The sequence below is a fragment of the Legionella genomosp. 1 genome, from assembly GCF_900640215.1.
In the GTDB taxonomy this organism is placed as follows: domain Bacteria; phylum Pseudomonadota; class Gammaproteobacteria; order Legionellales; family Legionellaceae; genus Legionella_C; species Legionella_C quinlivanii_A.
Genome location: NZ_CAAAJH010000020.1, coordinates 1 through 13466 on the forward strand (window position 1 = coordinate 1; position 13466 = coordinate 13466).

A 13466-nucleotide genomic window follows, 5' to 3' on the forward strand; every position below is an offset into this window, starting at 1 on the left:
TAATTATTGAGCATGATGGATTTAAGTATCTTAAATTCCACGATGAACCACTTGCTCAAATCATTCAAAATGAATTGAGCAGAAAATGGTAATTTTCGTGGGGATCATTCAGCTCGGGATGACGTGGGGAGTTACCCTGACATTATTTATGTGCAGTTGCTGAGTAAATAAAACTTTCGGAATTCTGCCATGTCATCTCGAACGCAGTGAGAGATCTCCCAAATCCTGGTTTGTGCCAGCATTCGAAGATCTCTCACTGCGTTCGAGATGACGGCGTGCCTGTGAGTAGTGACACAGTTTGATGAACACTCCCGGATTCTTTAAATTCAGTCCAAACCTGAGGGATTTCCTATAATTAAAAAATAGACATGAAAATCAGGAGAAAAAACCATGAGGGCGATATGGAAAGGGGATATCTCTTTTGGTCTGGTTTCTATTCCTGTTGGAATTGTATCGGTTGAGGAACGAAAAAGCTTAAGTTTTCATTTGATTGATGCCAAAGATCATGCGCGTATTCGTTATCAGCGTGTTAATAGTAATACTGGTGAAGTAGTTGACTGGAATAATGTCGTAAAGGGGTATGAATATGAAAAAGATCATTATGTTGTGGTTGATGAACAAGCTTTTGAAAAAGCAGGGCCTGACGTTTTTAAATCCATTGATATTGATGAATTTATTGACGCTAAGGAAATCGATCCTCTTTATTTTGACAAAGCCTATTATATCGTTCCTGAGAGCAAAAATAAAAAGGCCTACGTCTTACTCCGGGAAGCATTGAAGAAAACCAAGAAAGCAGGGGTCGCCCGTGTCATTATCCGCACCAAGGAATATTTAAGTTTAATACTGCCGCATGATAATGCATTAGTGCTTAATCTGATTCATTTTAAAGATGAAATACGTGACGAAAGCGACCTGGGCTTCCCTTCGGACAGTTTAAAAAATTATAAAATCAGCGATCGGGAAATAAAAATGGCCGTTTCATTAATTGAGGACATGAGTAACAAATGGGAGCCTGAAAAATACCATGACGATTACCGTGAAGCCCTGCAAAAATGGCTTGATTCCAAGACAGAGGAATTAAGTAAAAGCCCGCGAAAAGCGGCAAAAAGTCAGCAGAAAGATGATGTGGTTGATTTTATCAGTCTCTTGAAAAAAAGCATGGGTAAGAAGATTAAAGAGAAAGAGGGCAGCTCCCGTAAAAAGACCTCTGCCAAATGAAATGGTTTATACGCATACGGATAAAGCACTATTCAATACAGATTATCAATTAATATAATCGGGAATGGCTCTATTCCATTTATACAATGAATAGCCAATATTACTTGTTTACCATGAAAGTAATATTTAAGGATTTAAATATGTATAAATGGACGTATTGTATCGTATATTTTTGTATAATTTTCAGTTTCACAGAATACAGTTGGGCCGATAATTTTCAACTCGAATCTAGAAAAAAAGTGACTGTTACACTGTTCCAGTGGCCCTTTGACTCTGTGGCAAAAGAATGCGCAATGCTTGCAAAAACAGGGTATGGCTATGTTGAAATTTCTCCTGTTCAGGAGCATATTCGCGGGCCGCAATGGTGGACATCCTATCAACCTGTCAGTTATCAGATAGCCGGGCGATTAGGAGATGAATCATCTTTTAAAACCATGATTACACAATGCCATGCGGCGGGTGTCAAAGTGATTGTGGATGTGGTGATAAATCATATGACAAGAGGCTATGGAGTAGGTACTAAAGGAACCCGCTACAGTAAATATGATTATCCTGGCACTTATCAGGTGCAGGATTTTCATTGGTGCCGCACGAATATTAATGATTATTCTGATCGGGATAATGTACAAAACTGCGAGCTGGATTCTTTAGCGGATTTGGATACAGGCAGTGATTATGTCCGCGGTAAGATCGCCTCATTTTTAAATCATCTGATCGCTTTGAATGTTGACGGATTTCGTATTGATGCTGCTAAACATATCTCTGCTGATGATCTTACTGCGATTCGCGGGCGGCTTGTCAAAAATATCTTTTGGGTTCAGGAGGTAATATACAGCGAGGGAGAAGCGGTTAATCCACTGGAATATCGCCATTTGGGTGATTTAGATGAGTTTCGCTATGGACGTGACCTCAAACGTATTTTTGAACGTGAAAAACTGGCCTACTTAAAATCCTTTGGCGAAGCCTGGGGCTATTTGCCGGGTAATATTGCCCGCAGTTTTATCGACAACTGGGATACAGAGCGAAATAATTCCACATTAAGTTATAAAGAGGGAGAAAATTATCTGCTGGCGAATATTTTTATGCTGGCACATCCCTATGGCTCACCGAACGTGTATTCGGGTTATCGATTTAATCACATTGATGCCGGAACTCCGGTCACAACAGTTTGCTCCAGGGATTGGGTTTGCCAGCACCGCTTTCCTGCAATTATGAATATGGTTAAATTTTATAATGCAGTAATTGATACCCCTTTGACTGACTGGTGGACGAATGAAAGTAATGCCATTGCATTTGGCCGTGGCGATAAAGGATTTCTGGTAATTAATCACGAAGAATTTGCAATTACTGAAACATTCAAGACGTCTTTGCCTGCTGGGGTTTATTGCGATGTGATTCACGGTAATCTTGATTTGCGGGGAAATTGCACAGGAGAAACTTATCAGGTCGATGAAAAGGGGCGGTTAACGGCCAGAATAGAAGCTAATGATGCGCTGGCAATTTACGTTGCTGAATAATGTATACTGCCTCAGGAATTAAGCCATTTATCTATATTACACTGTCATCCCCGCGAAGGCGGGGACTTCCAATTAGCCTTAAGTTTTTCTTGACATTAAGAATGTATGATGTAGCGCCCCCTCGCCCGCGCAAGAAAAGTGATTAAAATCCTGGTGGTAAGCGCGGGAGAGGGTTGGGGAGAGGGAACAACTCCAATCATTGTTAGAACAGCTTTGAATAGTTCCTATCTATATTAATTTTCTTGTAATGTATGTGGATTTTATTCCAGCTGAAACCGGTTTTTTACCCTCTCCCCAACCCTCTCCCGCGAGAAACATAAGTATTTTGCTCAAATTTCTTCCGCGGGCGAGGGGGCTATTTACACAATTGATCTACTGGAGTCAAAAAAAACTTAAGGCTAGAACTATTTACCTATCAGAACTTCAAAAGGCAGTTCTTTTAAAATATCGTTAATTAACAAACAATTATTCTTGGACTTCAATTTTCGCTGTGTTAACAAGGAATGATATTCTCCACCGGCAATCCCGGAAAGCTGCTCATTAGAAAACCTGGCTTTATCCCAGGGTTCATCAAAGCCTAGAATGCCGCTGAACCAGCGACAAGTGATGATGACTAGCACAGTCCCTTGGTATTCACGCTGAAAAGCAATAAGATGCCTGCTCAGTGTTCCTTCGACCGTTAAGGGTCGATAATCACCTTCGGTCAATAACGCTTTATACTGTTTCCGCAGATGAAGCAGCTGACGAGTCAGATTGAATTTGATTCGTCCATCCTGCCAGTGAGTGAGCAGGCTTGATAAAGCCTCATCACTGGCTAAATTTTTTAGTTTCTCATAATCTACAGGGCGCCGATTATCCGGATCCACCAGGTCGAAACGCCAGGTTTCATTACCCTGATAAAGATCGGGAACCCCTGGGGTGGTGAATTTAATCAGGATTTGTGACAAGGAATTATACATTCCGAAAAAAGCCGTTTTTCTGGCAAAATCCGAGAAGTTGCATACAAATTGCTTATCTTTTAGAATTTGGTTCAGAAAACTAAGACAAGCCTTCTCATAGTTTTCTTTGGGTTCATACCAGCTTGTGTGTTGTTTACGCTCACGCATTGCTTTAACCAAAAATTGCTCAAGCCGCTGCTCGTAATCACAATCCCCGGACTGTAATGGCCAGATCCCTAACAGAGATTGATACATGGCAATTTCATCGACAGGATCAGGAGCAACAAGCGTCTCAAGCTCGGTTTTCTTAGATTGATTGTGGACTTGCCATTGACTGAGCCGCTCATTCCACTCATCGGCTAATTCACTTAAAACATTCAGGCGTGCACGAAGGTCTTCACTCCGTTTGGTATCATGCGTGGAACTCGTATTGAAACTATACGGCCAATGGGTTTGGCGTGAAATAATGAATTCATGAAAGAGGGCAAGATCGCCGCAGTGTGCATTTAATTCAGGAGAGCTACCCACCTCATACAATGAAAGTAAGGCAGTGTCATTGTAGCCCGCTGTATCCTCAAAGCCTTTCGCCATTACCGGACCACTAAAGACCTCCCAATCATTTCGCCACTGCTGCCACTGCTTTTTTCTCAAAGCATCAAAGCATTCAGGATACTGATCAAGCAGTAGACTCTTAAATAAAAGGCCCAGCTCCCGATGTTCGGCTGGTAATTGACTCAGTATGGATTCCAGAATTTTTTCTGCAAACGCATAGCTGTCAGGTTGATGATATAACCGGTAAACCGGCATTCTGCTCGAAAATTCCAGCAAAAAATCGCCTGTTTTTTGCGGATCATAGTCATTAAGAATTGTAATAAGTGTGGAATGCAGCCTGTTAAATTCTTTTTCAAACAGCTTTTTTATTACTAGCTTTAGTGATTGTACCCGTATTTCCTCAGACCGCCGGGGTTTATCGCATAGCTTCTGATAAACCGTATTAAGTTTTTGAAGTCCTTTGGGGTCAATATAAATCTGATTCATATGATTAAGCCAGTCGTAACCGGTGGTTCCCGCAACTGGCCATGAAGGGGGTAAGGTTTCTTCAAATCCAAGAATTTTTTCGACTATCACATAAAAATCCCTGCCAATTTCTTCCTGCAGCTTCTTTAAATACGCCAAAGGCTGTCGTAAACCGTCGATATGATCCACACGTAAAGCCTGAATTTTACCCATCCTGATTAACTCAAGAATCAGTTTATGACTATGGGTGAACACAGCCTCTCGTTCTGTATTCATGCATACCAATTCATTAATATCAAAAAAACGCCGATAAGTCAGTTTGTTCCTATCCGAAGAATCCCATTTGATATCAAAAAAATCACTATAAACAGAGTTTTGATGTTTATTGACGACGTCCTGCCAAAGTGCATTGTTCGGACTGGCTGCCATGTGGTTGGGCACTATATCCACACAAAGACCCATTCCGTAATTGGCCAGGGCTTCGGTAAATTGAATAAAGGCTTCCTCTCCTCCCAACTCCGCATTCAGCTGCTGATAATTGATAACATCATAACCGTGCATGCTTCCGGGTTCTGCCTGTAAAAGAGGAGAACTGTAGACATCGCTAATACCAAGCTCAAGTAAATAAGGAAGTATATTGATAGCTTCCTTGAAGCCAAACTGTTTGTGAAGCTGCAGGCGGTAGCTGGTCAGTGGAATAGTCATCAGACCTCCAGATTAAGTGCTTCGCCGAGGGATTTCAGCAGGGGTTCAGGATTATCGGCAGCAAGAAGCCGCTTTGTCACATTCTGCAGATGCCAGTAATTGATCTGAAGCGGCAGCGCATTCAGCTGCTTAATGAAATCAACCAGTTCAGTCAGTAACTCACTATTCTCAGGCTGATTTTCGAGTTGTATCGCATACTGCTTTATTAAATGTCCGGCACGAAATCGAATGGAATCATCCAGGGTAATATTAAAGCGTTTGATCAGTTGAAACAGATTTTCCAACACTTCGGGGTTTCTTTCTTCATTATTGAAATAGTCAAACAGGTCTTTATTGACAATATAAGCTATTGACTGAGCTACCGCCTTCGGCATTGGCATATGCAGATCCGAGATAAAATAAAGGAGCGCTGCATTGTTGTTCATGAACTCATGATAGCGATTTTCCAGTTCGCCGGTAACTGAAGATAAAATCTGGCCAGTAATTTTTAACTTCATATCATGGAAGAGGTCACGAAGAGACGTCGTTGCTTCGCCAAAATGTTGTTCAAATAATTTGACCAGCTCAAAAATCTCTCCCTTTTCAAATAACTCAAATAAATCATTCTCGACTGTTTCAAGTTGAGGGTCAGGACTACGAATGGCGCAGATGAGGTTCTGGTCTCCCTGATAAAGCAGCGCATACCAGACCTGTATTGATTCCCCGGTAATTTGCGATCGAACATCCATCAGGCCCGAAAACAGTTTGACTTTACCCGCTTCAGCCTGTTTTGATTCTCTCAAATTAACCTCGTAACAAAATATGGGGATGGATTCCGATTCCTTGTATTCGCCGAAAGGAAGACTGACAGCCAGATGTGCTGAAACCTTAAATAAATCAATGACCAATGGTTTGATGAATAACTCATAAATTCGCGCTCCATTGGCAAACTCGGGGAGGTTTGAGGGAACCTCAGATAAACGATTAATAAACTCGGCCTCATGATCCACATCAGTCAGTTCCCTGGCTAATTGAATAGCACGGGCTGCATATTTTAAAATCTGAGTGGTTTCAAGCCCGGATACCTCATCAAAAAACCAGCCGCAGCTCGTATACATCAACATGGCATGCCGCTGTAATTCCATCCATTTTAAAACCTCTGTTTCTTCCAGAGCGGACAGTGGATGACGGGCATGATGTTTTAAAAAATCACTTTGCTTACTACGATCATTAATTACTTCAATATAGTCGTTTCTGGCTCCCCAGGGGTCGTGTAACAGTGCCTTTAGACTGGTTTCAAATGCGGGGATCAATTGATCACGCAGCCAGTCCAGAGCGGCTCGCAGAGGACCGCGCCATTGCTGATGCCAGTCCTGGCGAGTACTGCAGCCACAATCGCTGCGCCATCGTTCAATGCCATGTGCGCAGCTCCAGGAAGAGTTTTCATGAATTTCTACCTGATACTGCGGCGGCTGCAATTCCAGAAAATATCCATAGTTGATGAGTTGTACATCCTCGGTGTTCTCAATAATATTCAAGGCATAGGCTAAACCCATATCGCCATGCGCATGATGATGGCCATAGGATTCGCCATCTGTAGCGATATGCATTAAATTATGCTCTGTCTTCTGCTCTGAAAATGAATTGAGCAGACGCTGAGCAAAATTTTCACCCTGTGTCAGTAATTGTTCAAAGGCTACTGCTTTGGATACCTCACCATCGTAAAAAAACAGCGTGATGCTTCTTCCTGAGGGAAGTTGCTGCTGGTAGGAGGTTCCCGGAATGATGCCCTCAGACCATTCCTCGTCATTGAAATGCCTGTATCGCCTGGCCTGATTGGGCGCCAAAATGGTAAACTGAATACCGAGCTCACTCATAAAATCAAGCGTTTCCAGATCTACTGCCGTTTCCGACAACCACAGTCCCTCCGGTTTACGCTTGAAATAATGCTCAAAGGTTTTAATGCCCCAAAGCAATTGGGTATATTTATCCCGAGAATTTGCGAGAGGCATAATCAGATGATTATAAGCTTGTGCCAGGGCATTGCCATGTCCCTTGAATTGTTTCTGGCTTTCTTTATCAGCCGCCAGGATTGATTCAAGTAGTTGAGGGTCCTTCTCCTGAATCCAGGACAGCAGAGTAGGGCCAAAATTGAAGCTTATTTTACTGTAATTGTTGAGAATCTCAGTGATTTGCCCCTTGGCATTTAAAATCCTTGCCCCAGAGTTAGGCAGATAACATTCGTCATTAATCCGCTCATTCCAGTCATGATAGGGAAAGGCGGAATCCTGCGTTTCGATTTCTTCCAGCCAGGGATTTTCCCGTGGCGGTTGATAAAAATGCCCGTGTATACAAATATAATTAGCCATACTGATTGTCCTTAAACAGTAAAAATCCGAAAGGGGGAAGCTGATCGTCTCGCAATTCAGCCTGAAAATTGTTTGTCCATTGCTGGTGGTAAGAATTCAAAAGCAGTGTCCAGTTGCCACTCAGACTATCGGCGATGGAGTGGGTTTCCTGGGAAAAGCTGGCAAGTATTAGAACCGGTTCTTCCTGATGATGCTTCAGAATAGTTAGCAGTTGTTTTTGTTGATCCCAATGAATTTCCTGGGCATTTTTGTCCAGCGTATTGATTGCTTTGAGTGAGCGCCGAAGCTGAATTAATTGTTTATAAAAATTCCATAGTTTTCTGTGCTTATCATCCTGTTTCAGTTGATGGTTAAGCTTACTCGTCTGAAATGTTAATTCATCTTGGGGATCAGACAGCGAGTCATTTATAAATGAAAATTCTTTTTTTCGACCCTGACGTACCGCTTCAATTAACCTGGGATCGGAATGGCTGATAAAGTAGAGAAAAGGGGCAGGGTCTGCATATTCCTCCCCCATAAAAAGCAGAGGAATAAAGGGGGAGGTCAATAACAGACCGGCTGCCAGTTTTAATTGTTCTTCGTCAAGCAAATGATTTAAACGCTCCCCCTTCGCCCGATTACCAATCTGATCATGATTTTGTAAACAAACCACCAGACGTTCAGAAGGGATGGCAGCCGAACTTCGGCCATGAGGTTTTTTTCGGAATACCGAATATTCCCCCGAATAGACAAAGCCTTCACGAAAGGCTTTCATAAGCTGTTCAAAGCGTCCAAAATCCTGATAATAATTTTGGGTTTCCCCGGTAAGAAGGCTGTGAATCGCATGGTGAAAATCATCGTTCCACTGCGCATGAATTCCATAGCCGCCTTTTTCTTTTTCAGCAATCAGTCTGACATCATTGGCATCATTTTCGGCAATCAGATAAAAGGGTTTTTTAATTTCTTTTGATAGCTCCTGCACAGCGTCAGCCAGTTCTTCAAGAAAAGGATAAGCCGATGTATCGATAATGGCATGCAAGGCATCAAGACGAAGGGCATCAATGTCATACTCAATAAACCAGTGCAGCGCATTTTCGATAAAATAACGGCGCACGTGATGGTTGAACTGATCATCAAAGTTGAGCATTTGCCCCCAAAGGCTTTGATATTTTTCAGTAAAATAAGGGCCAAATTTTGCAAAATGATTACCTTCCGGCCCGATATGGTTATAAACCACATCGAGAATTACGGCGATATCACGTGAATGACAAGCCTGAATCAACGCTTTTAAGCCTTGCGGACCCCCATAGGAATTTTGAACTGCAAAGGGATAGACCCCGTCATAACCCCAGTTTCTATCTCCTGAGAATTGAGCAATGGGCATTAACTCAATGGCGGTGATTCCCAGATCTTTTAATTCATCCAGATGATTAATAATGGCTGTAAACTGGCCTTCAGGCGTGTAGGTGCCTACATGAATTTCATAAATGATATAATCCCGAAGGGGGATATTTGGCCAACGAGACGCAATTTTCTGTCGCTCAAGGATAGCAGCAGGACCGGTAATCCCCTGAGGAAGAAAATCGGCCGCTGGATCGGCAAACCGCTGGTTATCAAAAAGATAATAATAGCTATCGCCTGGTTGAATAGTATTGAGAGCAAAAAAATAATAGCCGTCTTTTTGTTCCAGCATTGGAAAAACAACTGTATTTCCTCTGGTATCTGTTATTTCCAGCTGAGGTTTGACTGCATAGGGCGCCCAAACTTTGAATTCGCAATGGCCGCTGGAGTCAAGATGTGCCCCCAAGAGTCTTTTGTTTATTTTATCCATTGATAAATCACCAGACTGAGCCCAGGCAGGGTTAACGACAGAGAGTATGGGCGGTTGTGGAAAGGGCAGGCTTCAGCTGTGAGAAGTTCATTCTGATTTTGAGCGGAGCCGCCATATTGAGCTGCGTCACTGTCCAGCAGCAGTTGCCAGTTTCCTGCTTCAGGAACTCCAAGGCGGTAATTGCTGCGAGTCACCGGCGTACAATTGAACGCAATCAACAAACAGTCATTCTGACTGGATTTTCGGATGAAGCTGTATACGCTGTTATCGGCATCACTGCAATCGATCCATTCAAAACCATGGGCTTGCCAGTCAAGCTCATGTAAGGCTGTCTGTGAACGATAAAGCCGGTTGAGATCACGAACCCAGTGTTGCAGCCCCTGATGAACTGGATAATCCAGCACATGCCAGTCAAGACTGCTCTCATGGTTCCATTCACTATACTGACCAAACTCAGAGCCCATGAAGATTAACTTTTTACCAGGCAGACAAAACATATAGCCATACAGGAGGCGTAAATTGGCAAATTTGCAGAATTCATCACCAGGCATCTTATTAATCAGCGATCCTTTGCCATAAACTACTTCGTCATGTGAAAGTGATAATGTGAAATTTTCTGTAAAGGCGTAAACCATACGAAAAGATAATTCATGCTGGTGGTAGCGCCTGAAAATGGGATCGCGGGAGAAGTATAAGAGGGTGTCATGCATCCAGCCCATATCCCACTTAAAACCAAAGCCCAATCCTCCAAACTCAATGGGAGCGGAAACGCCTGTCCAGGCGGTGGACTCTTCCGCGAACATTTGAATATCTGGAAAATGCTGATAGGCAGTTTTATTCAGTGTCCTTAAAAAATGAATGGCTTCCAGATTTTCATGGCCGCCTTTTTCATTAGGCAGCCATTCCCCTTCTTTGCGGGAGTAATTCAGATAAAGCATGGAGGCGACTGCATCAACGCGAATAGCATCAATGTGATACTTTTCAAACCAGAACATCGCACTACTGATAAGAAACGCCTGTACCTCATGCCGGCCATAGTTGAAAATGGCGCTCTTCCAATCCGGATGAAATCCTTTCCGCTCATCGGAATGCTCGAAAAGATGGGTTCCATCAAATTGTGCCAGACCATGCTCATCCATAGGAAAATGCGAAGGAACCCAATCTAAAATGACTGCAATATCCTGCTGATGCAGGTAATCGATTAAATACATAAAATCCTGAGGGGTTCCGAAGCGTGCGCTGGGGGAAAAATAGCTTACCGTCTGATAACCCCAGGAGCCGTAAAAAGGATGTTCCATAACCGGGAGGAATTCTACATGGGTAAATCCCATCTGCTTTACATAGTCAGCCAATAAGGGCGCCAGTTCACGATAGCTTAAATAACGATTATCTTCTTCTGGAACCCGCCGCCATGATCCTAAATGGACTTCATAAATAGAAATGGGAGAGTTTAAACTCTGCTTTGATTTTCTTTTTTTAAGCCAGTCCTCGTCCTGCCATTCGTAATCCAACTCCCAGACAATAGAAGCGGTGCAGGGTGGCGTTTCCTGATAAAACGCAAAGGGATCTGCTTTCTGAGCAGTAAATTGCAGGCGATCGGATTCAATAGCGTACTTATATAAATCCCCAACCTTGACGCCGGGTATAAACCCCTCCCAGATCCCGGAGTTCCCCCGCGAGCTTAAAGAATGCACGGTTTTATTCCAGTGGTTGAATGAACCCACGACCGATACATGCGATGCATTCGGAGCCCATACTGCAAAATTAACCCCAGTAACATTCTCCTGCTTGCTAACATGTGCGCCAAGGTGCTTGTATAACTGAAAATGGGTTCCCTCATTGAATAGATGAAGATCCTGTGCGGAAAAAAGAGTTTGGCGCAGGCGCTCTACCGGGCTTCTTTTCTTGTGAATTTCTTTTAATTGTCTGCTGATTGTGGACATTTGCTTTATCTCCTCCATGGAGTAACGCAACTTTCTCTGCCAATTGGGCTCCTCAGTTGCATTGGGGATATTCTGGGAATAAATTTCGCCCCAAAGATCTTCTATGTTCACAAGTTGCAAGGCTGCTGGACTTTGCGCAAGCATTTGCCAGGCGGACGATAGGAGATCGGCGGAATTTAACTGTTGTTTCTTTAAGGTGGCAGTTAATGTTTTTAGCTGATAACGACGTTTCTTATGCATTTGCCTGGCATAGGTTTCATCGATTAATTTTAATTCCTGAAATTGAGTAATATCGAGACCCTGGCACCAGGCAGAAAAAGGGGGCATATCATGGGTATTGATGCAGGTCAGCGTTTTACAGGTTGTGGGAATTATTTTTTCGCGGGCATCCAGGGCATATTGTAAAACGTTCATGTTGAGCATCCCATGATGTTTCATCAATCGGTTTGTTTCCGGAGGAACGGAGCCTAAGTTTTCTCCGACAATCATCACCCGATGCCGATGCGATTCCAGGCAGAGGATGGCATACATTTCTTCGGCGGGATACTTAAGATAAGCCCCCGCGCTTGCGGGATGTCCTTCAGGGATTAAGTATAAACGATTAAAGCCCATGACATGATCAATGCGCAAAATATCAACCTGCTTAAAGATGTTTTGAATCAGTTGAATAAACCAGAGATAAGCCTGCTCGCGTAATTTTGCAGGATTTAAAGCCGGCATCCCCCAGTTCTGGCCTTCAAGAAATAAGGGATCAGGCGGCGAGCCCATTGCAGTTTCAGTCAGATACAGTGTTTGCTGCCGCCAGACATCAAAGCCATTGCGATGTGCACCAATAGGTAAATCAAGATAAAGATATTGGCCTCGTTGGTTGATTTTCTTCTTTAATGCGCGAAGCTGTTGATGCAACTGCCACTGAGCGGCCAGATGATAATGATACATTTCACTGGGCACATCCTCTTCTGTCAAAAGACCGTTTCTTTGTCTCTCTGGCCAGTTCCGCCATTCTTCACCAGTGCATTCCATGTAGGCTCTAAAGAGTGCATAAACTCTGATTTCAGGATGTGTTTCGATAAATCGATTCAGTGCCTCCTGGTTTTCGGGCGATTCCAGTATACGTTTGAATTGTTCGCTGGCGATTTCGCGCTTTAAAGAAGCAGCCTGCTGATACTCAATGAAGGGCAATTGGTTCAATGCTTCAATAGCTGCGTTAAATTTAGGGTCTATTGGTCCGTATTGCCGTAAATCAAGATAAAACTCATTGGCAAACAGACGGCTGACTGGGGAATAAGGACTAGGTTCACAGGGAGAATTAAGAAAGGCTGAAAAAAGTGGGGTGCTGGCAATCAGCCCCAGCCCTTCTTCTGCCATCCACTGGGACAAAGAATCCATATCGCCCAGATCGCCGCCGCCTATGCTTTTTTCGGAATGCAGAGAATATAATGGACAAAAAAGGCCAATTTTTTTTTCGTCACAGAGTCTGTCGTCAAAATAAATAGTTCCAGGGGCTGAAATTATCAGGCTCTGGTATTGTCGTTTTCCGACTGTGAGTGTGAATTGATGATAACCAGGAGGAAGAGCAGGTAATTTAATCTGATAGTCATCGGCTGATATTTTTTGCCGGCGCCTCATATTTACAGCTTCCTCAATTATAGAGCCCTGTTCCGTTATTAAAGACCAGCTGACTGCTTCTTCTGACAATAACCGGAGTTTTATAACTGACTGTTTCTGATTCCAGATCACATACACTGGCTCTAAGGGCTGTTGAGACAGGTTTTGCTGGTATTGCTCAAAAATGGGAATGACTTCATGAAGGGCATTAACAGGATAGCCCAGCATACGAATCAGGCTCATCAGCGTCTCCACAGACGCTTCGACCTGCTCTTTCCAGGCATTGCGATAACTGGTTATTATACCGAGCTGTTCAGCGAACCTTTTTAAAATAATGATCTGTTCTTCGTCCTTTGCCACTC

The 13466-nt window shown here is 43.2% G+C and carries 6 protein-coding genes; 2 read left to right on the forward strand and 4 right to left on the reverse strand.

Annotated features, from left to right (window positions below):
• The first annotated feature begins 390 nt into the window (after window positions 1-390).
• Together E1O89_RS14275 and E1O89_RS14280 are read left to right on the forward strand one after the other, a co-directional pair.
• Window positions 391-1218, forward strand: a complete 828-nt coding sequence (locus tag E1O89_RS14275) for a Ku protein (RefSeq protein WP_133140743.1) — start codon at window positions 391-393, stop codon at window positions 1216-1218.
• Between the two features lie 293 nt (window positions 1219-1511).
• A complete protein-coding gene (locus E1O89_RS14280; protein WP_222845440.1) occupies window positions 1512-2735 on the forward strand; it encodes an alpha-amylase in 1224 nt (407 codons plus the stop codon).
• Between the two features lie 404 nt (window positions 2736-3139).
• Here the strand turns inward: E1O89_RS14280 and treY are convergent, their stop codons facing one another.
• Genes treY through glgB form a run of 4 tightly spaced genes read right to left on the reverse strand, consistent with a single transcriptional unit; the run spans window position 3140 to window position 13464 of the window.
• On the reverse strand, window positions 3140-5395 hold the full coding sequence (gene treY / locus E1O89_RS14285) for a malto-oligosyltrehalose synthase (protein ID WP_133140745.1): 2256 nt from the start codon (window positions 5393-5395) through the stop codon (window positions 3140-3142).
• Window positions 5395-7743: a DUF3536 domain-containing protein gene (locus tag E1O89_RS14290; protein WP_133140746.1), complete on the reverse strand. Its 2349-nt coding sequence runs from the start codon at window positions 7741-7743 to the stop codon at window positions 5395-5397. Before E1O89_RS14290 ends, treY begins: the two co-directional genes overlap by 1 nt.
• The gene (gene treZ, locus E1O89_RS14295) at window positions 7736-9553 is read right to left on the reverse strand and encodes a malto-oligosyltrehalose trehalohydrolase (protein ID WP_133140747.1); all 1818 of its coding nucleotides are present in this window, start codon (window positions 9551-9553) and stop codon (window positions 7736-7738) included. The genes E1O89_RS14290 and treZ overlap by 8 nt, the downstream gene beginning before the upstream one ends.
• Window positions 9541-13464, reverse strand: a complete 3924-nt coding sequence (glgB, locus tag E1O89_RS15540; protein ID WP_187347044.1) for a 1,4-alpha-glucan branching protein GlgB — start codon at window positions 13462-13464, stop codon at window positions 9541-9543. Before glgB ends, treZ begins: the two co-directional genes overlap by 13 nt.
• Between the last annotated feature and the right edge of the window lie 2 nt (window positions 13465-13466).

Bases quoted from the DNA above. Each gene is read 5' to 3' on its own strand.
- E1O89_RS14280 (WP_222845440.1), top strand. From the start codon at position 1,512: ATGCTTGCAAAAACAGGGTATGGCTATGTTGAAATTTCTCCTGTTCAG.
- treZ (WP_133140747.1), bottom strand. From the start codon at position 9,553: ATGGATAAAATAAACAAAAGACTCTTGGGGGCACATCTTGACTCCAGC.
- E1O89_RS14290 (WP_133140746.1), bottom strand. From the start codon at position 7,743: ATGGCTAATTATATTTGTATACACGGGCATTTTTATCAACCGCCACGG.
- E1O89_RS14275 (WP_133140743.1), top strand. From the start codon at position 391: ATGAGGGCGATATGGAAAGGGGATATCTCTTTTGGTCTGGTTTCTATT.
- treY (WP_133140745.1), bottom strand. From the start codon at position 5,395: ATGACTATTCCACTGACCAGCTACCGCCTGCAGCTTCACAAACAGTTT.